The 19,559-nt window shown below is 63.9% G+C and carries 16 protein-coding genes and 2 tRNA genes; 10 read left to right on the plus strand and 8 right to left on the minus strand.

The genetic code is table 11. The features are described from left to right. Positions 1-18 precede the first annotated feature (18 nt). Positions 19-1,008 carry a class 1b ribonucleoside-diphosphate reductase subunit beta gene (gene nrdF, locus CK620_RS03840; protein WP_238945016.1) on the minus strand — a complete coding sequence of 330 codons (990 nt, stop codon included), beginning with the start codon at positions 1,006-1,008 and terminating at the stop codon, positions 19-21. 140 nt (positions 1,009-1,148) lie between these two features. Next, complete coding sequence (locus tag CK620_RS03845) at positions 1,149-2,129, minus strand: ZIP family metal transporter (RefSeq protein ID WP_095549196.1); 981 nt, start codon at positions 2,127-2,129, stop codon at positions 1,149-1,151. Positions 2,130-2,413: 284 nt separating this feature from the next. Between CK620_RS03845 and CK620_RS03850 the strand changes: the two genes are divergently transcribed. Both CK620_RS03850 and CK620_RS03855 read left to right on the plus strand, forming a co-directional pair. Continuing rightward, positions 2,414-2,489, plus strand: a tRNA-Arg gene (locus tag CK620_RS03850). Between the two features lie 165 nt (positions 2,490-2,654). Further along, the gene (locus CK620_RS03855; RefSeq protein WP_095549197.1) at positions 2,655-3,071 is read left to right on the plus strand and encodes a DUF4298 domain-containing protein; all 417 of its coding nucleotides are present in this window, start codon (positions 2,655-2,657) and stop codon (positions 3,069-3,071) included. A 55-nt stretch (positions 3,072-3,126) separates the two neighbouring features. Here CK620_RS03855 and CK620_RS03860 read toward each other — a convergent pair whose 3' ends face one another. Then, entirely contained in the window at positions 3,127-4,023 is an 897-nt protein-coding gene (locus CK620_RS03860) for an NUDIX hydrolase (protein WP_095549198.1), read from the minus strand. Between the two features lie 124 nt (positions 4,024-4,147). Between CK620_RS03860 and CK620_RS03865 the strand changes: the two genes are divergently transcribed. From CK620_RS03865 to CK620_RS03905, 8 genes are all read left to right on the plus strand, one after another. Beyond that, on the plus strand, positions 4,148-5,065 hold the full coding sequence (locus tag CK620_RS03865) for an SDR family NAD(P)-dependent oxidoreductase (protein WP_095549199.1): 918 nt from the start codon (positions 4,148-4,150) through the stop codon (positions 5,063-5,065). 48 nt (positions 5,066-5,113) lie between these two features. Next, on the plus strand, positions 5,114-6,061 hold the full coding sequence (ylqF, locus tag CK620_RS03870) for a ribosome biogenesis GTPase YlqF (RefSeq protein ID WP_095549200.1): 948 nt from the start codon (positions 5,114-5,116) through the stop codon (positions 6,059-6,061). Between the two features lie 62 nt (positions 6,062-6,123). Further along, positions 6,124-6,199 (plus strand) — tRNA-Thr (locus tag CK620_RS03875). 176 nt (positions 6,200-6,375) lie between these two features. Next, positions 6,376-7,800 (plus strand): tyrosine-type recombinase/integrase, encoded by a 1,425-nt coding sequence (locus CK620_RS03880; protein ID WP_095549201.1) that lies wholly within the window; start codon positions 6,376-6,378, stop codon positions 7,798-7,800. Between the two features lie 109 nt (positions 7,801-7,909). Beyond that, positions 7,910-8,125 carry a helix-turn-helix transcriptional regulator gene (locus CK620_RS03885; RefSeq protein WP_095549202.1) on the plus strand — a complete coding sequence of 72 codons (216 nt, stop codon included), beginning with the start codon at positions 7,910-7,912 and terminating at the stop codon, positions 8,123-8,125. Between the two features lie 482 nt (positions 8,126-8,607). After that, positions 8,608-10,248, plus strand: a complete 1,641-nt coding sequence (mobV, locus tag CK620_RS03895; protein ID WP_095549204.1) for a MobV family relaxase — start codon at positions 8,608-8,610, stop codon at positions 10,246-10,248. A 1,163-nt stretch (positions 10,249-11,411) separates the two neighbouring features. Then, on the plus strand, positions 11,412-12,908 hold the full coding sequence (locus CK620_RS14255; RefSeq protein ID WP_238946003.1) for a hypothetical protein: 1,497 nt from the start codon (positions 11,412-11,414) through the stop codon (positions 12,906-12,908). Positions 12,909-13,052: 144 nt separating this feature from the next. Further along, positions 13,053-14,375, plus strand: a complete 1,323-nt coding sequence (locus CK620_RS03905; protein ID WP_095549206.1) for a 3'-5' exonuclease — start codon at positions 13,053-13,055, stop codon at positions 14,373-14,375. A gap of 46 nt (positions 14,376-14,421) precedes the next feature. Here the strand turns inward: CK620_RS03905 and CK620_RS03910 are convergent, their stop codons facing one another. The 5 genes from CK620_RS03910 to CK620_RS03930 form a co-directional block, all read right to left on the minus strand. Beyond that, on the minus strand, positions 14,422-14,748 hold the full coding sequence (locus CK620_RS03910; RefSeq protein ID WP_095549207.1) for a DUF1840 family protein: 327 nt from the start codon (positions 14,746-14,748) through the stop codon (positions 14,422-14,424). A 105-nt stretch (positions 14,749-14,853) separates the two neighbouring features. Next, positions 14,854-15,768 carry an AEC family transporter gene (locus tag CK620_RS03915; RefSeq protein WP_095549208.1) on the minus strand — a complete coding sequence of 305 codons (915 nt, stop codon included), beginning with the start codon at positions 15,766-15,768 and terminating at the stop codon, positions 14,854-14,856. A gap of 29 nt (positions 15,769-15,797) precedes the next feature. Continuing rightward, positions 15,798-16,367 (minus strand): 2-C-methyl-D-erythritol 2,4-cyclodiphosphate synthase, encoded by a 570-nt coding sequence (ispF, locus tag CK620_RS03920; RefSeq protein WP_095549209.1) that lies wholly within the window; start codon positions 16,365-16,367, stop codon positions 15,798-15,800. 36 nt (positions 16,368-16,403) lie between these two features. Further along, entirely contained in the window at positions 16,404-17,249 is an 846-nt protein-coding gene (gene ispD, locus CK620_RS03925; protein ID WP_095549210.1) for a 2-C-methyl-D-erythritol 4-phosphate cytidylyltransferase, read from the minus strand. An 83-nt stretch (positions 17,250-17,332) separates the two neighbouring features. After that, positions 17,333-19,375, minus strand: a complete 2,043-nt coding sequence (locus CK620_RS03930) for an ATP-dependent helicase (RefSeq protein ID WP_095549211.1) — start codon at positions 19,373-19,375, stop codon at positions 17,333-17,335. Positions 19,376-19,559: the final 184 nt, after the last annotated feature.

Here is a 19,559-nt window from a genome sequence, read left to right on the forward strand (position 1 = left end):
ATGGAGAAGCGCAATGGTTCAAAAGGCCCAGTCGTCGTCCTCGGTGGCCTCGGCCTTGCCCATCACGTAGCTGGAGCCGCTGCCGCTGAAGAAGTCGTGGTTTTCGTCCGAGCCGGGGTTCAGGCTGGCCATGATGGCCGGGTTCACGTCGGTCATGCTGCTGGGAAACAGTGCCTCGAAGCCCAGGTTCATCAGCGCCTTGTTGGCGTTGTAGTGCAGGAATTTCTTCACGTCCTCGGTCCAGCCCACGCCGTCGTACAGGTCCTCGGTGTACTTGACCTCGTTGTCGTACAGGTCGTGCAGCAGCTCATAGGCATAGTCTTTGACCTCCTGCTGGCGCGCAGCGCCGGCCTGGGCATAGCCTTGCTGGAATTTGTAGCCGATGTAGTAGCCGTGCACGGCCTCGTCGCGGATGATCAGGCGGATCAGGTCGGCCGTGTTGGTGAGCTTGGCGCGGCTGCTCCAGTACATCGGCAGGTAAAAGCCGCTGTAGAACAAAAAGGACTCCAGAAACACGCTGGCGACCTTGCGCATCAGCGGGTCGTCGCCGCGGTAGTGGCCGATGACGATCTTGGCCTTTTTTTGCAGGTATTCGTTCTCCAGGCTCCAGCGGAAGGCCTCGTCCACGTCGCTCATCGAGCACAGCGTCGAGAAGATCGAGCTGTAGGACTTGGCGTGCACAGCCTCCATGAAGCTGATGTTGGTGTAAACCGCCTCCTCGTGCGGCGTGACGGCGTCGGGGATCAGGCTCAGCGCCCCGACCGTGTTCTGCACCGTATCGAGCAGCGTCAACCCGGTGAACACGCGGATGGTCAGCTGCTGCTCTTGCGGCGACAGCGTGGCCCAGGACGGAATGTCGTTGGACAGTGGCACCTTCTCGGGCAGCCAGAAGTTGGAGGTCAGGCGGTTCCAGACCTCCAGATCCTTCTCGTCCTGTACGCGGTTCCAGTTGATAGCCTGCACGAGGTTGGGCAGCAAGGTGGGTTCGTTCAGCGAGGGGATGGACATGGCAAGACCTGAGTGCAATACGGGACTGACGCAGCGCGCCCACAGCGCATGGCGCAGCGCAGCCACGTGCGCCTGCGGCGCAAAACAAAAGTGCGAAGTCTACCCGCTTGGCCTGGCGCGCGGCGCTGCCGGTGGCGCCATCAAGGCTTAGGGCCCGGCGGCGGGCGCAGGCGATCGAGGTGCAGCGGATGTTGGCGAAAGCTGCCCAACTCGGCGGGCGGCTCTTCATGCGCGTGGCGGTGGCCGGCGTGATCGTGCCCGCCATGTGCGCCGTGCTCGTGCCCGGCATGCAGCACGTGGCTGACCACGGCCACCAGCAGCATGCCTGCCAGCAGCCAACTGACCTGCAGCGCCGTCTGCCGCGCCGTCAGCTGCAGCTGCAATTGCGGCACCAGATCGGCCAGGGCCACGTAAATAAAGCTGCTGGCTGCTACCACAAGCAAATAGGGCAGCCATTGCGCATCGAGCAGCCCCAGCAGCCCATAGCCCATCAGGCCGCCCAGTGCAGTCATGGAGCCAGCGACGGACACCTTGATGCGCGCGGCCCGATGGCGCTGCGCCGCCGGGCCTTCGCTGTGCTCGGCCAGCACGATCAAATCGCCAATGTGGTGCGGCACCTCGTGCGCCAGCACCGAAAAGGCCGCCAGCAGGCCCACGCGCCAATCGACGAGAAAGGCCGAAGCGATCAGCACCCCATCGCCAAAGCAATGCACGCTGTCGCCAGCCAGGATCGACCAGCCGCCAGGCTGGCGCTGACGTGCTGCCCCAGGCAGGTGTGGATGCGAATGTGAATGGGGGGATGGGGCCACATGCCCAGCGTGGGCGTGGTGTTCGTGCCCGTGATGCCAGAGCTCAGCCTTGTCCAGCAGGAAGAAAGCCACCAGTCCGGCCAACAGCACCGTGAACAAGGTGTGCAGATCGGCGGATGGGCTTTCCATGGCCTCGGGCAGCAGGTGCACGAAGGCCGTGGCCAGCAGGGAGCCTGCGGCAAAACTCAGCAAATGGTGGCCTTGTACGCGCGCGCCCTGGGCCATGACACCCAGCCGGATCAACAGGGCCGCAAGCCATACGCTGCCCACGCCAGCCAACAGCGTGGCCAGCAAAATCTGTCCCAATGTCATAGCAGGCCAGGCTGAGAGTGTGTCGCTGCGCGCGGCCATGGCATGAGCAGGCGGTATTCAGCCTGCATTCTGGCCAGCAACAGAAGGTTATCAATAACAACCAATCATTATATTCGGCCTGCCCCGCGCAGATGCTGGCACAGGCAGTGCCGCGCGCCAGTCGTGCCATAATCGCCCGCTTTGCAGAGAAGCGCTTTCGACCTCCCGGGATGCTTTTGTCAAAAGAGCATCTCAACCCCTCGCAGGAGGAGAAGCACAAGCGTGGCATTGTCAAAAATGCCCGTGCGGCTGTAGCTCAGTGGATAGAGTATTGGCCTCCGAAGCCAAGGGTCGTGGGTTCGATCCCCGCCAGCCGCGCCAGCCATGGTGCAGCCCACCGCATTCATTGCGGTGGGCTTTTTTTGTGGGTTGCTGCGCGGTGGGCGCGGCGCGCGCACCGTGTACATTCAGCGCCCAGGCGCGGCCTGATCGCTGCCGCCCTGCACTCGGGCAATGCCCGGGGCCACAGCCTTTGCCGAAACTGCCATGACCGACACCCCCTCGCCCCGCTTGTCCCATTTGCCCGGCGGCCTTGACGCTGCCGAGCTCAGCGCGCTACAGGCGCGCATCGACCAGGCGCAAGCGCTGTTTCGTGAATGGACCCAGCTGCTGCCGCGTCTGCAAGAGGCGCAGGCCGATTGGCAGCGCGGCGAGCAGATCATGCGGGCGCTGGCGGATTTTTATTTCAACGGCGATTACATGCGCGGCGTCAACGCCATGGAGGGCGGCGCCAGCTTCCGGCTGGAAACGCCGGGCGAGCACAGCGTGATGGCTGAGGACACGCTGTGGAACGCCTTCCATGAGCAGCAAGCCCTGGCCTGGCAGCGCCTGCGCGCGGCCATCGATGTGCTGGATCGGCAGGACGGTGGCGCGGCGGCGGCCGATGCCCCTGACCTGCCCTAGCCTGGCGGCACAGGCCAGGTCGAAGAACCACTGTGCGCCGCAAGGGCTGTGCGGCTCAGGCCGCGTCGAATTCGCTCAGCGGCTCAAAATGCCGGCCCCGCAGCACCAGGCGGGTGGTGCCGGGCATTTGGCGTTGCGGCTGGGGGTGCAGCGGATCGCCCGGCAGGCAGATCATGCGCTGGCCGGCGTCGTCCACGCTGACGGGGGCAATGCAATAAGGCGTTTGCGCCCGCGCATAGGCCAGCAGCTCGGCCGCGCTGGCAAAGCGGCCCAGGTGAGCCAGGGTCATGATCTGCGGCGGGGCCAGCAGGATTTCACGCTGCTGGTGGCGCTGCAGAAAATCGCCTGGCGTGGCCCAGTGCAGGCTCTGGGCCTCATGGCCATCGGCTTCGGGGCGTTGGCCGGGCATCAGCTCGGCAATGAAGAACCAGGTGTCAAAGCGCTTGAGGCTCATGTTGGGCGTGGTGGGGGTGATCCAGCGCGAGAACGGTTGCAGATCCCGCACGCAGGCCTGCAGGCCGTGCTGCGCCAGCGCCTCGCACCAGGCCATGCCTTGGGCCAGGGCCTGGCGAGCGCTGGCCACAGCCTGTGCGCTGGCAGGCTGGGCTGCAGGGGTGTGCAGCAGGCCGACTTCCTCCAGCGTCTCGCGCAGTGCCGCGCCGTACAGCCGGGCGATGTGCGTGGCATCGCGGTCGTCGTCAGGCAAGCGCGGCGCCAGATTGGGCCAGTGCGCGGCAAAGCCGCTGTGCTCGGCAATGGCCTCGTCGCCCGGCTCCACCTTGCCGCCAGGGAACACCAGCGCGCCAGCAAAGTTGCGCACACCGGCGGCGCGTTCGGTCAACAGCACCTCGAAGCCGCCGCCAGGCCCAGGCCGCAGCACGATCATGCTGGCCGCAGGCAGGATGGCGGCAGGGGTGTCTTCGGGCAGGGGCGCAGCAGCGTGTTCGGACATGGCAATGGCAGTGGTTGTGGGTATGATCGCGCCCGTTTTGATTCAGGGCCTTGAACAGGTACTCAGACACTGAATCCCGGCACTCAGGCGCTGAATGATACGGACGACGGACGAAGGAACAGCAATGGCATTGGATTTTGCAGGGCGCGTGGCGATTGTGACGGGCGCGGGCGGCGGCCTGGGGCGCGCGCATGCGCTGGCGCTGGCGCGGCGTGGCGCCAAGGTGCTGGTCAACGACCTGGGCGGTGATGTGCATGGCGTGGGCGGCAGCGGCTCGGCCGCGCAGCAGGTGGTCGATGAGATCGTCGCCGCAGGCGGGCAGGCGCTGGCCAATGGCGCCTCCGTGACGGATTTCGAGGCCGTGCAGGCCATGGTGGAGCAGGCCATGCAGGCCTGGGGCCGTGTCGATGTGCTGGTCAACAACGCCGGGATTTTGCGCGACAAGACCTTTGCCAAGATGGATCTGGCCGACTTTCGGCTGGTGCTGGACGTGCATCTGATGGGCGCGGTGCACTGTGCCAAGGCCGTCTGGCCGCACATGGTGGCGCAGCAATACGGCCGCATCGTGATGACGACCTCCTCCACCGGGCTGTATGGCAACTTCGGCCAGTCCAACTACGGCGCGGCCAAGCTGGCGCAGGTGGGGCTGATGCAGACCCTGGCGCTGGAAGGGGCCAAGCACGGCATCCGCGTCAATGCGCTGGCGCCCACGGCGGCCACGCGCATGACGGCTGGCCTGCTGCCCGAGGACGTGTTGGCCCAGCTCAGCCCCGAGGCGGTGGTGCCGGCCATGCTGGTGCTGGCGCACGAGGACGCGCCCACGCGCACCATCCTGTGCGCCGGCGCAGGCAGCTTCGAGGCGGCGCACATCACCCTCACGCAGGGCATCCACCTCGGCCTGGGCGAGGACGTGGACAGCCAGTTGGCCCAGCGCCTGGAGCAGGTGCTCGAGCGCGCTGGCGAGCGCGTGCCCAGCGGCGGCCATGAGCAGGGCGAGGTGGAAGTGCAAAAGGCCCTGGCGGCCCGCTCGGCGCGGCGCTGAGCACACGCGCCGCCCATCCCACACCACCTGTTGCAGCAGCGAGCGCCCATGAGCATCCAATGGTTTCCCGGCCACATGCACCTGACCCGCAAGGCCATTGGCGAGCGGGTCAAGACCATCGACGTGGTCATCGAGATGGTCGATGCGCGGCTGCCGGCCTCCAGCGCCAACCCCATGCTTCGCGAGCTGCTGCAGCACAAGCCCAATCTGAAAGTGCTCAACAAGGCCGACCTGGCCGATCCTGAGCGCACGCAGCAATGGCTTCAGTGGTACGGCCAGCAACAGCAGACCCGCGCCGTGGCCATGGACAGCCACCACAGCGCCCCGGCGCGCGCACTCGTCGAGGCCTGCCAGGCGCTGGCGCCCGGGCGCGGCAGCATGGACAAGCCCATGCGCGTGCTGATCTGCGGCATCCCCAACGTGGGCAAATCCACGCTCATCAACACCATGGTGGGCAAGCGCGCGGCCAAGGCCGCCAACGAGCCGGGCGTGACGCGGCGCGAGCAGCGCTTTGCTTTGCAGGATGGCTTTTACCTGTTCGACACCCCCGGCGTGCTGTGGCCGCGCATCATCGTGGCGCAAAGCGGCTACAACCTGGCGGCGGCCGGCTCCATCGGGCGCAACGCCTTTGACGACGAGCTGGTGGCGCTGGAGCTGCTGGCCTACCTGCAGCGCCATTACGCTGCGCTGCTGCTGGCGCGCTACGCCGTCGCGCCCAGCGCAGATGCGCTGGCCCAGCTGCCCGACCACGCGCTGTTTGAGGCCATCGGCCGCCAGCGCGGCGCCTTGCTGCCAGGCGGGCGCATCAACGCGCAGAAAACGGCCGAAATCATCTTGCAGGACTTTCGCAGCGGCGCCATCGGCCGCGTGACGATCGAGACGCCCGCCGAATTCGAAGCCTGGCAGGCCACGGGCGAGCGCTTGGATGCCGAGCGCCAGCTGCGCAAGGAGCAGGCCGAGCAGCAACGCCAGCAAAGCAAACGCCGCCGGCGCTGAAACCAACCGGTGCCAATGGCAGCAGCCTGAAGCGGTAAAAAGCACGCTACAATGCGCGCTTGGCCGGTTTAGCTCAGCTGGTAGAGCACCCGCCTTGTAAGCGGTAGGTCGTCAGTTCGAATCCGACAACCGGCACCACATAGCACAGGGCCAGACACTAGAAAACACTGATAAATCAATAGGTTATTCGTCCAGAACGACGGTAATTTGTCCAGGTTTGCAGTTTTCTGTCTGGCTCTCATTTACGGTACTGTTACGGTACCGTTAGCGCGGCATCCTAGGAACGGTTTTCTGTACCGTAACTAGGAGTTCCCATGTTGACCGATCAACAATGCCGCGCCGCCGTCTGCCCAGACGGACGTAAACGAATCAAACTGATGGATTCAGGGGAGAGAGGCGCAGGTGGTCTGTACCTGTCTGTTGGCCCACAGTCCCGCGTTTTCCGTTTTGATTACATGCGCCACGGCAAACGCCGTACGCTGACACTGGGCGCATATCCATCTGAGTACTCACTGTCTAGCGCACGCGCGGAGGTGCGCGGCTACCGGGCGCGTATGCGCTCTGACCCTACCTACGACCCGTCGCTGGAACGTGCAGCGATCCGTGCAGCCGCTATCGAGGCTCAGCAACCCGTGGACGTAGGGGAGACGTTCCGCGAGGCTGCTGAGCATTATTTTGTCCATCGCTCGGACTGGCAGCAGATGCCTGACCATCTCCGTGAACTCTGGCGTACTGGACAGCCTCTCCCTAGCGGCACGCGACACCCTCACACGACCGAGCATAGGGCGCGTGACAGGGTTAAACGGCATCTATTCCCAGCCCTGGGGCACGTGCCGATGCAGGAGTTGACCCCCCAACTGCTGGCGTCTGTGGTTGACCGTGTGGGCGCGTCTGACGAGCGGGGGCGTGTGCGCGGTTTGCTGTGCGGGATCGTTCGTCTCTGGCACCAGAAAAACCAGCACCTACCAGACCCCCTATACGCGCTCCCGGCGTATACGACGGGGAAACCTCACGTCCGCAGAAATTTCCCCTCAATCGTCGAGCCTGCACGGTTTGGTTTGATGATTCGTGACGTTCGTTTGGTTAGTGGGTATGCCAATTTGAACCCTCTCGGGTGCTATTTCATGGCGCAGATTTACCTCTGGCAGCGTCCTGGCGCACTGGCGCAGATGCGGTGGTCTGAGGTTGATTTCAATCGTGAGATTTGGTTGTGCCCGCTGACGATTCTGAAAATTTCCACGGAAATGAAACGTCGGGCTGAGCTGGATATTCGGGACGGTTTGGAGGAGGGTTATTACAAAATACCGCTACCTAAACAGGTTCTCGAATTATTGGAGAAATTGAGGCAATTCAAAAACTCTGAATTTGTTTTTGCCAGCAGTCGGGGAAATCCATTCTCGGACGGAGCCATGCGCCAGGCGTTTAGCCGCGCTGGTTATTTGGGGCGGCAAACAATGCACGGTATTCGGGCTACTGCCAAAACGGTTTTGGAGGGGTATTTTGAAATCCCTGACAGGCTCGTTGTTGAGGCTCAATTGGGGCACGGTCTGGATCGGTACGGTACAGCGTACCAGCGCGGAGCATTTATTCTGAAACGCAGACGTCTGACACAGGGCTGGGCTGATTTGGTGGACTGGCTGGCTGACGGGAAATCGATCAGAGATTTCCGATCTGAATTTTTGGTTTCAACCCCCGGACTGTCTGAACTATCTGACGCAGAATTGGTTGATGTTACGTAAATAGGAGGGTAACTGTGTGTAAATCAGACGGGATTCGGTTGAATCCCGTTGTTTTTTGTTCTAGATTGTCTGTCAACACCATTCACCATTTCACTGCGAGGTTTTGACGATGGAGCAATTTACTGATTCTGATTTGTTGTGTGTCAAACGGCTGTCCGCCTATATTGGTTTGTCTCGGGCATCAATCTATGAATCGCTGCGGGACGGGAAACTGCCACAGCCGACGATGCTGGTTCGAAATAGTCCTAGATGGGAAAAATCCGAGATTGATGCGTTTCTGCGTGCTCGTGCGCAGGAGAGATTCGGAGGGCGTAAAAATGTTTAATTTCGATAAACCTGATTATTCGCACGTTATGCACTCTGCCACTGTGACAATCGATATAACGGCAGAGGAATCGTCTATGATTTTTCACGTTTTTGACTACGGAGTTGAATACCTCGACGACGATGAAATGGATTTGCTGAATATATTATTCGCCAAATTAAAAACCGAGTTATGGCCGTGATATTCAAATAAACGCCCCCATTTTTTGCGGGCGTTTTTTTTCGCCTGCTGTATTGGGGCGTGCTGGTAGCCGCCCCCGTGCCCGGCTCGCTCAGCGGGTTCCAGCCCTGAACGGGCTGATCCCCGACCTCGCATTGCCTGGCGCATCAGGCCCGCCTGCGGGCCTGATAGACCCACTCCATCTAACCCCGCTGACGCTGGTTAGATTCCGTGGGCGAGGGGATGCCCCTCGACCCCAGGGGGCAGGCCCCCTACTCGCTGCGCATCGTACCCCCCATTTTAAATTAAACGGAGTTTCGATTATGAAAAAATTTATTATGCACAGAATAAAAAAATACGACTCCAGCGAGATTGGGAGTACCCTGTCTCACAATCTGCGGACGCGCGTATCTAATAACGTCGATACGTCCCGCATACAACTGAACCAAAATCTCGGCGGTGTTTCCCTGGACGCAGCAGGTCGTGCCCAGGCGTTAAAACGAATCGATTTTCTATTGGAACAGCATCGCCAGGTCGCTGGTCGCAGTGCCCGCAGCGACGCTATTCTGCTGAACGAAGCGATTTTTTCCGCATCGCCCAAATTTATCAAACAAATGCCGAAAAAACAGATCGAGGATTTTTTTAGGGATTGCGTGGATTTCACGATCAAATATTACGCGAACAATGATCGCAGCAATCTGATTTCTGCTGTGATCCATAACGACGAGGAAACGCCCCATTTGCACGTTTTGATAACGCCTGTAATAAACGGAAAATTCAATTCAACATTAATCAGTGGGGATATTGATTATTTGAGCCGCATGCAAACCGTTGTCCATGAGGAGGTTGGAATCAAATATGGTATGGATCGAGGAATACCCAAAAAAATTACCAAAAATAAACACGTTAAAAACCGAGAATTGCAGGCGTTGCGCGGGCAGGTCAAACAGATTCCAACCCCTGATGATGTTGAGATTGCCGATACGAGTAGGGTTCATTACCCGGACGACCCAACGAAAATTGATTTTTTTACAGGTCGCGCCCCCGGTATTCTGAATCAACAGCGTCAGATTTTTGACGCGGTTTTTAGAGAGTTGGAGGGGGCAAACGCGGTGATAACACAGCTAGATTCCGAGCGTGAAAAATTAATCAAATTGGTTAATTGCCAGGCTGCACAGTTGGCGGTGCCACTGGAGTTCGTCAGGCGGCAGTTGCAGGAGGAGAATAAACAGACGTTGGATGAGGAACGCCAACGTCAGCGCTCCCGTCGACGTGAGGCCGTGCGCAAATGGGAGAAAAAAATCAGGGGCGCACAGGAACGGGCGGAGGCTGCCCAGGCGACAGCCCAGCAAAAACAGGTTCAGCTCGACGCGGCACTGAGCCGGGTGCCTGAGTTGGTGCGGCAGGAAACCCAGGTGGAACGAGAAAAACTCCAACAGGAGCGGGAGCGCATCCGGGTTGACCGTCGGCGGGTTGATCGAGAGCTGGAGCTGGCTCGCCAGGCCCTGAAACGGCTGGAGGAGGAGCGGCGCGAGGCGACGCGTGAACGCCAGCGCTACGCCCAGCTATCGGCGGGTATCGACGCCCAGGTTGAGGAGAGGTTGGCAGAGAGGCGGGCGGAGCTGGACGCCAGCCTGGCAGAGGCTGAAATCAATGAGCGCAATTTGAGGGCGCAGCGGGCTGCGTTGGACGCTGCTGAGGACGCGTTCAACACCAAATGGGAGGCGTTTCAGGACGAACGCCAGCGGCACGGGCAGCAGATGGAGAGCTGGGAGGCTCAATATCAGGCGAAATTTATCGACATTCGCACCAGGGAAAAAATCGAGAGGGTTCCACACGCAGACTGGATTCCTGAACCCCCAGCCGCCCCTGTTGTGGAGCGCCAACCTAACCCACTACCGCCCCGGCGTTCTGGTGGTGGTCGTGGCCCCAGTCCGTTCAAGGTGCGCAAACCCCGTCCCTGATCGGGGCGGGGCCTGGGACGGCCCCCAGGGGCGGAGCCCCGCCCCCGCCACTACGGCAGGGGCATTGTGGGGCGAACGCGTAGGTTTTCCCGGCCTCCGTGGCACCCCCACCCTGATAGAGATTCAGTTCGTTATTCAGTCCAGCTAACCCCTGCTGGACAACCTATGGACTGCGCCTACGGCTCAGCCCACAGGTTGACCACAGGGCGGAAGGCGAAAAAAAACCGGCGATGAGGGAACTATTCAGCGCCGCGTGGATCGCCCAAAAAAATAGGGGCCACGGAGGCCCCATAAATACACGTTAAAACATGGACATTGTATCACAGCCGCAATCGCGGCAAAAACTGGCGTTTCGCATGACGTCGGCAGCAGAGCGTCGGTTGCTGCTGAACAGGCGTCCAGTCGGGCAGTTGGTTCAACACCTGTTCGATGCGCATGAGGTTGCTGGCAGGGCTGCGTCGGCTGCCTTGGGTGAGGATGGGGATTTTTCGGAATTCCATCGTGCGTGCGCCCTACGCGATCTGGCAGCCTGCCCTCCTAATCGAAATTTGGGCGATTACGTCGCAGATCGCGTTCGCTGCCTGTCTGGGGCTGATTACCCGTTGCGAGAGCCACTGCGTTCTGGTGTGGACGTGGTTCAGGAATTATCGTCGGACGTTGAGCACTCGTTGGCTGCTGGTCGATCCGTGTCGCTGCTGGAGCTGCTGGTTTCGCGGGGGAATCGGCGGGCGCTGGCGCACCACAGGTACGCGGACGCGAAAAAACGTTCTGACGACCTGGCGCGAGGGCTGGACGACGTTGCTGCTCGGGCAGACGGTTCCTGGTCGAGCGTTGCGGCGAGTTTGTCCGCGACGCTGCGTGAGTGTAGAGCGGAGTTGACGTTTACAGGGCGGCGAGGGTGGCGTCCCAGCACGCTGCGCCCGCTATCGTCGTGCCGGGGGTCGTTTTGTCCGTGTTGCGAGCTATCGCGGGTTCGGCGTACCGTTCACGCGTGCGGTCAGTTTTTCAACAGCCGTGAGAATCAGCGTTCAGGCGGTGAGAGGGACGTTTCTGTCGTTTTGACAGTCGGGCGTCCGGTTGGGGCTGGGGACGTTCAGTTGGTTGTGCAGGACGTTTATGAGCGTCTACGACGTGTGCGGCGTCGGCGTGCGTGGGGTGGTGTGGTGGGTTACGTGTCGGCGTTACACGTCGCCCGCACGGCTGATCGGCGTTGGCATGTTCACCTGCATTTATTTTTGCGCCTGCGCCCAGGCGTTGACGCGGATGAGATTTTTTCAGGCTGGCGAAACGTTGAAAACGAAATTATTCGAATCAAAACGGTAGGAGGGCATGGGGTTGGTTTGCTGGCATACATGCTGACGGACAGTGCCGATGATGAGCAGGATTGGCTGCCGTTTGGCGGTAATGCTGGCGGGCATTTCATCGATACGGTTGCGGACGATTCGGTGGCGCGGGCGCTGCTGTTTGCGACGCAGTTGCGGGGCGTTCGTCGATTTTCCAGCGGTGGTGCGTTTCGCGGGTGTTTTGAGTTGCAGAAACAGGCAGTTCCAGTGAGTGACGTTCGGGGGCAGGGGCGTGAATGGACTACGCGTCAGACGCAGTTCGAGTGGCAGCCTGCGCGTGTCGGTTACTGGAGTACGGGTTCTCGGGTAATTGCGAGTGTGGGGCGGGCGCGTCCTACTCCTGCCGTTGGTGTGGGGGGGTATGTTTCGTTGCGGACAGTGTTTTACGCCGTTCCATCGCTGCGCGTTGGTGGGGGTGCCGGGGTGGCGGCCCCTCTGACTGTTCAGGATATAGGAATCAAAAGGTCATCCCCTCCGGCTGTCCTGCTGGAGGGATATCGTCCCCTGTCGCTGCCTGGGGTGACGGCGCAGAGCGTTGCAGATCGCGCTAGGTTTTTGCAGGAGTTCGAGGACGACTGCTACGTGCCAGACGTTGTTCATCCTGACGACTGGATGAGGGTGAAAATTCGTCGTTACGCTGCAAAACGTTGGCAGGATTTTTGTCGTCGTGTGCCGAAAATCTCGTACCAGGCGCGGGTTGTTGGCGATTTGTCGAGGTTTTCTGTTCGCCCTCAACCGCTGGTCGCTGAGGCGTCGGCTGCCGTCGTTCTGGTGCAGTTGCCGTTCGCAGCGCCACAGGTGCCGCGCAGGTTGATTCCCCATCCTGTCGTTTACGGACAGCCTGGCGTGATGCTGGTGCCGTCGCTGGTTGGTGGGATTCGCGTCGATGCTGCTGGTTGGCGATATCGACCGTTGCAGTTGTCCACAACGTCAGAAAAAATCCGGGTTTATCGGCGGTTGATGGGGGGTGATTTGTCGGGTTTTTCGGCTACGCTAGCGCGGCTGATGCATGAGCGTGTGGCGCAGCGTCGAGAGGTGTTGCGTCGGGCGACGTATGATGTTGAGGTTGCAGCAGCCCGCTGGGTGGGTGTCAGTGGTGCTGGTTACGGTATCATTACGGTACCGTTGCCTAGTTTGCCTGCTGGCGGGGCGGTTTCTCCTATGAGGATCGCTCAGTTTGCGGAGCCGACAACCGGCACCAAACCACAAGCCCACATGCCAAGCATGTGGGCTTTTTTTTGCCTGCGCGATGCCAAAGCGCTGAATGCGGCTGCCGTGCGGTATGTCCAAGGTCAGCCCAGCCCCTGGCATGGGTAGGGCCAGCCGTGCGCAGCCACGCCAGGCCTGGCAGCGCTCCATAAAATACGCAGGTTCTGGGCGGCGCATCGTTTGCAAGCCCCGCTCATACTGCGGCGTGTGCCGCTTTGCATTTGTCCCCACGCACTTCGTTCGATTCTGGCCATGACACCGGTTTCCCCGCCCGATGATGAGGACGGCCAAGGGCCTGTGTCCAAAGGGCCGACCTCCCTGCTGGAGCGTGCGATGGCCAAGCTGCAGCGCCCAGGCCCGCAGGCCTTGCTGCCGGCCTGGTTGCGCAGGGCGCAGGCGCCGCGCAGGCAGCATGCCGGCACGGCGCTGGATTCGCTCGCGTCGCAAAGCCCGTCGCTGCTGCAGGACATGCCCGATGCCACTGGCCCGGATGCGGGCCACCACATCGTGCACGGCGTGGCCGGCTCCGGCAAGACCCGTATGCTGCGCGCCCATCTGACCTATCTGGTGCAGCAGTACGCGGCGCGCGGCATCCACGGGCCGATTCTGGTGCTGTGCTACAACGAGCCGCTGGCGGTTTGGCTGCAGTACGAGCTGATGCGCCAGGGCCTGTCGCCGCAGCAGGTGGTGGTGCGGCACTTTCACCGCTGGTGCCGCGAGCAGTTGATTGCTTACCACCTGGAGCTGCCGCCGCGCAGCATGCCGGCCTCGGCGCAGATCAAGAACATCGTCGAGCGCGTGCTGCGCGCGCTCTCCGATGGCTCCATCCCGGCCGGGCAGTATGCGGCGGTGCTGGTTGATGAGGCGCACGACTTTCCGGCCAGCTGGCTGGGCGTGCTGACACAGCTGCCCACGCCGGCGACCAACCACCTGGTGCTGTACTTTGATGACGCGCAAAGCATCCTCAAGCGCAAGCGCACCGGGCTTGTGCAGTTGCACCAGCATGGCATTGATACGCGCCAAGTGCAGCATTTGACGCTGAACCAGCGCAACCCCGAGCCCATATTCAATGCGGCACTGCACATGGCGGGCACGCTGGCCGCGCCCATCGAGGTTGGGCCGCAAGGCATTCCGCGCCTGAAGCCGCGCAGCAGCGGTCGCTCGGGCGATTCGGTGCTGCTGTTCCCGGCCCCCAGCCTGCGCGCCCAGGGGCGCAAAGTGGCCGAGCTGCTTCTGCAGGCGCGCCGTGAGGCGGGCATCGCCTGGGGCCAGATGGCGGTGTTGTGTGACAACCGCTTCCAGCTCGATGTCTGCCACGGCGCGCTGCGCTACCAGCACATCCCCCACCAGATGCGCCGCGGCACGGGCGAGTTCGATCCAGCGGCCGATACGGTCAAGCTCATGAGCCTGCAGGCCTGCGCCGGGCTGGAGTTCGAGCTGGTGGTGATCGTCGATTCGGCTGAGGTTCCGGCCAACCAAGAAGGCATGGAGGACCGCCAACGGCGCCTCTACATTGCCGCCACCAGGGCCAAGCGCAAGCTGTACGTCGTCAGCTTGCAGACTGCAGCGGCATGAGTTTGTGGATGATCCCTGCACAGCTGCAGGGATTGTCCGCAGGCGCTCAATGCTCCCAGATCACATCCTCTTGCGCGCTGGCGGCGGCGGCCAGCAGCTGCAGCAGCGGCAGGGCGCGGTGGCGCAGCGCCACGCGGTCTTGCGGTTGCTCGTCATCCGGCGCGGGCGTTGCCTGGTCGGCCTGGGGCGCTTCGCTGCCGGCGGTTTCCTCCTGGGCGATGGCGCGCTCAATGGCCTGCTGGGCAGCGGGGATCTGCGCCAGCGTGATGATGCCCGTGGCGGCATCGTCCTTGCCGATGATTTTCAATAGGCGCTTGGCATCTGCATCCAGATACTGCAGTGGGGCGCTGGAGCGGGCAATGAAACGGTACATAGGGGGCGGTTCTCCGTGAATTTGAAGCCAAAGTGGCGGCCATGGCACTGCGCCATGGTTGTGGGTGGGCCAGCTTATCACTGGTCGAAGGGTGCATAACACGCTCTAACCGGGGCCTTGTAGCCAGGCCAGCCACAGCGGCAGGCTCAGCAGGGCCAACAGGGTTTGCGTGGTGATGAGCGTGGCCATCAGGCGCGCATCGCCGCCCATTTGCCGGGCCATGATGTAGGCGTTGGGGGCCGTGGGCAGCGCCGCGTAAAAGCACGCCGCCAGTGTGCTGGCGGCGCTGGCCTGCAGGGCCTGGCAGGCCAGCCAGGTGATGGCCGGCAGCGCCAGCAGCTTGGCGATGTTGGTGCCCACCACGGCCCAGGGTTGCGCGCCCTGCAGGCGAAAGTCCAACCCGCCGCCTACACACACCAGCCCCAGCGCCATGGCGGCATTGCCCAAAAACAGCAAGGTCTGGGCCGCCGCCTGCGGCAGTGGCCAGCCGCCGGCGTTGTAGAGCAGGCCGGCCAGCGTGGCCAGGATGATGGGGTTGCGCAGCAGGCCGACGGCAATGCGCCGGGCTGTGGTGCGCTGGCCGCTCCACCAGGTCAGCGCAACGATGGCCACCACATTCACGACCGGCAGCGCAATGGCCAGCGCCAGCATCACCAGCGCCGCCACATCGGCCGGGAAGACGAAGCCCGCCACCGCCAGGCCGAAATAGGTGCTGGGCCGGATGGCGCCCTGCACCACCGAGGAGCGCGCCGCATCGGGCAGTTGCCGCGCCAGGCGCAGGCCCAGCAGGCACAGCAGCAGCACCAGCGCGCTGGGGCCCAGCACCAGCAGCGCCAGCTGCTGCACAGCCTGCCAGTGCAGCTCCAGCTGTGCGGTGCGCAATAGCAGCAGCGCCGGGAAGGCCACGTAAAAGCTGAACCATTCCAGCGCCGGAAACAGCGCCGCCGGCGTTTGCGGCAGCCGCCGCAGCAACACGCCCAGCGCCAGGATGAGAAAGACCGGGGCAATGTGGCCGAGCATGGCAGAGCCTTCGGTGCCCGCTGCCTGTTTCAGGCCGCTGCCGCTGCCGCGGCCAGCAGCACCATCGCCTGGGCCTGCATGGCCTGGCCCTGGCCCACGGGGCCGAGCTTTTCGGCCGTCTTGGCCTTGATGTTGACCTGCGCGGCCTGCAGGCCCAGCGCGGCGGCGATGTGCTGGCGCATGGCATCGATGTGCGGCGCCAGCTTGGGGGCCTGGGCGATGATGGTGCTGTCGATATTGACGATGCGCCAGCCCTGCTGCTGCACGCGGCGGTAGGCCTCTTGCAGCAACACGGTCGAATCTGCGCCGCGGAAGGCCGGGTCGGTGTCCGGGAAGTGCCGGCCGATGTCGCCCAGGCCCGCGCCGCCCAGCAGCGCGTCGGTCAGCGCGTGCAGCAGCACGTCGGCGTCGGAGTGGCCCAGCAGGCCCTTGCTGTGGGCGATGGGCACGCCGCCGAGGATCAGCGCGCGGCCTGGCACCAGGGCGTGGGTGTCCCAGCCCTGCCCGATGCGCAAGGCAGGCAGGGCGGGCAAGGGTGCAGGCGTCGTGGCGTTGGCTGCGTTGTCGGGGTTGGCGGTGGGCGTGGATGGGGCGTTCATGGGTAGGGTGCGGGGGGCTGGCTGGAGGGCGGGCGGCTATGGCCGCACGACGGCGGGCGTGGTGGTCGCGGCGGGGGCGACCTGACCCTGCTGGCGCGCGCGCAACAGGGCCTCGGCCAGGGCAAAGTCCTCGGGGTAGGTGATCTTGATGTTGTGCGCGCTGGAGGGCACCAGCAGCGGCTGCTGGCCCAGGGCCTCGATGGCGCTGGCCTCGTCGGTGATGGCGTCCAGATCGGGGCGCGCCAGCGCCTGGCTGAGCAGTTGCAGGCGAAACAGCTGCGGCGTCTGCGCCAGCCATTTGCCGCTGCGCGGCACGGTTTGCGCGCTGCGCGCTGCGCCGTTTTGGGCGGCAGGGGGCTGCGCCTGGGCCTGTTGCTTGAGGGTATCGGGCAGCGGCAGGGCCAGCAGGCCGCCGACGGCATCGCCCAGGCAGGCATCGAGCAGGCGCTGCACCAGCGCGGGCGTGAGCAGGCAGCGCGCCGCATCGTGCACCAGCACCCAGTCCTGCGGCTGCGCGCCGTAGGCCTGCTGCAGCACGGCCAGGCCGTTGCGCACCGATTCGGCGCGGCTGGCACCGCCCACGGCATGCGCCTGCACGCGCGGCAGGGCGTGCTCGGGCAGTTGCTCAAACTGCGTATCGCCCGGCGCGATGACCACGGCGACGCGCTCGATGGCGGGCACCTGCAGCAGGGCCTGCAGCGTGTGCGCCAGCAGGCTCTGGCCCAGCAGGCGGCGGTATTGCTTGGCCTGTGGCGTCTGGCCCGGGGCGCCGGCGCTGGCGCGCTGGCCGATGCCGGCGCTGGGCACCAGGGCCCAGATGCGGTTGGTGCTGGTGCTTTGCGTAGCGGTGGTGGCGGGCGATGGCGGGGCGGCGGGCGGCATGGGCGCGATTGTAGGAAGCGTTTGCGGTCTTTGCGCCAGGGCAGGCTGGCCGCTTATCGGTGGCCGTTCACATCGGTGGCCTTTTACTTGGGCGCAGCGGCTTTGCGGGCGAATTCTTCGCGCAGCGCGCGCAGTTTGGCGCGAGGGTCCTCGCGGGCGGTGCCGGGGTCCAGCTGCATTTCGGCGATGAAGCGGCTGGGCTGGGCGGGCACCCAGTCGCGCCCTTTCTTGCGTCGCCGCGCCCAGCTCACGGCCAGGGTGCGCTGCGCGCGGGTGATGCCCACGTACATCAGGCGGCGCTCCTCTTCCAGGCGGCGCGGGTCGACGGGGCTGTCCTCGCCCTGCTGGAAGGGCAGCACGCCTTCGTTGACGCCGGCCATGACCACGTGCGGCCATTCCAGGCCCTTGGCGGCGTGCAGCGTGGAGAGGGTGACGACGTTTTGTTCCTTTTCCTGCTCGGTCAGGGTCGAGAGCAGGGCGATGGTCTGGGCCACTTCGAGCAGGCTTTTGGCCGGGCTGGCCAGGCTGCCAGCGCCGCTGGCCATGTCCGGCGCGTCCAGCTCGCCGCCGGCGCGCTGGGCCATCCAGTCGCAAAATTCCTGCACATTGGCCCAGCGGCTGGCGGCAGCGGCGGGGGTGTCGGACTGGTCCAGCAGGTAGTTCTCGAAGCGGATTTCCTCCAGCCAGTCGCGCAGGAACTGGCGCGCGGCCTCGCGCCCGATGGCGTGGCGCGCGCGGTATTGCAGCTCGCCGAGCTGACGGCCGAATTCCTGCAGGCCGCCCAGCGCGCGCGCGCTGATGCGCGCCGGCAGCATGGGGTTGAACAGCGCCTCGTGCAGGCTGGTCTTGATCTGCCCGGCGAAGTCGCCCAGCTGCGCCAGGCTTTGGTGGCCGATGCCGCGGCGCGGCGCGGTGATGGCGCGCACGAAGGCCGGGTCGTCGTCCTCGTTGCTCCAGAGCCGGAACCAGGCGCACAGATCCTTGATTTCGGCGCGGTCGAAAAAGCTGGTGCCGCCCGAGACTTTGTAGGGGATGCTGGCCTTGCGCAGCGCCTTCTCCAGCGGCTTGGCCTGGTGGTTGGCGCGGTAGAGGATGGCGAAGTCGCGCCACTCGGGCAGGGGGTTGGCCGCGCGCAGGCTTTGCAGCCGCGCGACGATGCGCTCGGCCTCGTGCTCCTCGGAGTCGCAGTCGATCACGCGCACGGGCTCGCCCTCGCCCAGCTCGGAGTACAGCGTCTTGGGGAACAGCTTGGGGTTGGGGCCGATGACGTGGTTGGCCGCGCGCAGGATGGCGCTGGTGGAGCGGTAGTTCTGCTCCAGCTTGATGACGCACAGCGCGGGGAAGTCCACCGGCAGCTTCTTCAGATTCTCCAGCGTGGCGCCGCGCCAGCCGTAGATGGACTGGTCGTCGTCGCCCACGGCGGTGAAATGCCCGCGCTGGCCCACCAGCAGCTTGAGCAGCTCGTACTGCGTGGCGTTGGTGTCCTGGTATTCGTCCACCAGCACGTGGCCCAGGCGCGCCTGCCATTTTTCGCGCACCGCCTCGTGCTGGCGCAGCAGCGCCAGCGGCAGGCCCACCAAGTCGTCGAAGTCCACGCTCTGGTAGGCGCTCAGGCGCTCCTGGTAGCGCGCCATGACGGCTGCGGCCACTTTCTCGGTCTCGTCCTGCGCGGCCTGCAGGGCCTGCTCGGCATTCAGGCCCTCGTTCTTCCAGCGGCTGATGGTCCATTGCCACTGGCGCGCCAGCGCGCTGTCGGTGGTGCCGCCGCATTCCTTGAGAATGGACAGCACGTCGTCGCTGTCGAGGATGCTGAACTGCGGCTTGAGCCCCAGCAGCGCGCCGTCCTCGCGCACCATGCGCACGCCCAGCGCGTGGAAGGTGCAGATCAGCACCTCGCGCGCGGCCTTGCCGATCAGGCCGCGGGCGCGCTCGCGCATCTCGGCGGCGGCCTTGTTGGTGAAGGTGATGGCGGCAATGCGGCTGGGCGCCAGCCCGCTTTGAATCAGGTGGGCGATCTTGTGCGTGATGACGCGCGTCTTGCCAGAGCCCGCGCCGGCCAGCACCAGCGAAGGGCCGTGGATGTGGTGCACGGCCTGGGTTTGGGCAAGATTGAGTCCAGCAGACATGGGGCGCTCTGAAAAAACAAAGGCGTGGCCGCAGGTGCGGCACACGCAAAGGGCCGCCATGATAGCGGCCCGCGCCGACCCCGCAGGGGGCTGCAGCGCTTGGCCTGGATGCCATGCCGCGCGGCTGGGCCGTTCCCCGATATATTCGCGCCCATTGCCCCAATGGCCCCGATCGCCCCCGCCT

Source organism: Vandammella animalimorsus (assembly GCF_002285285.1).
GTDB classification, from domain to species: Bacteria; Pseudomonadota; Gammaproteobacteria; order Burkholderiales; family Burkholderiaceae_C; genus Lampropedia; species Lampropedia animalimorsus.

Bases quoted from the DNA above. Each gene is read 5' to 3' on its own strand.
- ispD (WP_095549210.1), bottom strand. From the start codon at position 17,249: ATGCCGCCCGCCGCCCCGCCATCGCCCGCCACCACCGCTACGCAAAGC.
- CK620_RS03880 (WP_095549201.1), top strand. From the start codon at position 6,376: ATGTTGACCGATCAACAATGCCGCGCCGCCGTCTGCCCAGACGGACGT.
- nrdF (WP_238945016.1), bottom strand. From the start codon at position 1,008: ATGTCCATCCCCTCGCTGAACGAACCCACCTTGCTGCCCAACCTCGTG.
- CK620_RS03865 (WP_095549199.1), top strand. From the start codon at position 4,148: ATGGCATTGGATTTTGCAGGGCGCGTGGCGATTGTGACGGGCGCGGGC.
- CK620_RS03855 (WP_095549197.1), top strand. From the start codon at position 2,655: ATGACCGACACCCCCTCGCCCCGCTTGTCCCATTTGCCCGGCGGCCTT.
- CK620_RS03910 (WP_095549207.1), bottom strand. From the start codon at position 14,748: ATGTACCGTTTCATTGCCCGCTCCAGCGCCCCACTGCAGTATCTGGAT.
- CK620_RS03905 (WP_095549206.1), top strand. From the start codon at position 13,053: ATGACACCGGTTTCCCCGCCCGATGATGAGGACGGCCAAGGGCCTGTG.
- CK620_RS03915 (WP_095549208.1), bottom strand. From the start codon at position 15,768: ATGCTCGGCCACATTGCCCCGGTCTTTCTCATCCTGGCGCTGGGCGTG.
- CK620_RS03860 (WP_095549198.1), bottom strand. From the start codon at position 4,023: ATGTCCGAACACGCTGCTGCGCCCCTGCCCGAAGACACCCCTGCCGCC.
- ispF (WP_095549209.1), bottom strand. From the start codon at position 16,367: ATGAACGCCCCATCCACGCCCACCGCCAACCCCGACAACGCAGCCAAC.
- CK620_RS03885 (WP_095549202.1), top strand. From the start codon at position 7,910: ATGGAGCAATTTACTGATTCTGATTTGTTGTGTGTCAAACGGCTGTCC.
- mobV (WP_095549204.1), top strand. From the start codon at position 8,608: ATGAAAAAATTTATTATGCACAGAATAAAAAAATACGACTCCAGCGAG.
- CK620_RS03845 (WP_095549196.1), bottom strand. From the start codon at position 2,129: ATGACATTGGGACAGATTTTGCTGGCCACGCTGTTGGCTGGCGTGGGC.
- ylqF (WP_095549200.1), top strand. From the start codon at position 5,114: ATGAGCATCCAATGGTTTCCCGGCCACATGCACCTGACCCGCAAGGCC.
- CK620_RS03930 (WP_095549211.1), bottom strand. From the start codon at position 19,375: ATGTCTGCTGGACTCAATCTTGCCCAAACCCAGGCCGTGCACCACATC.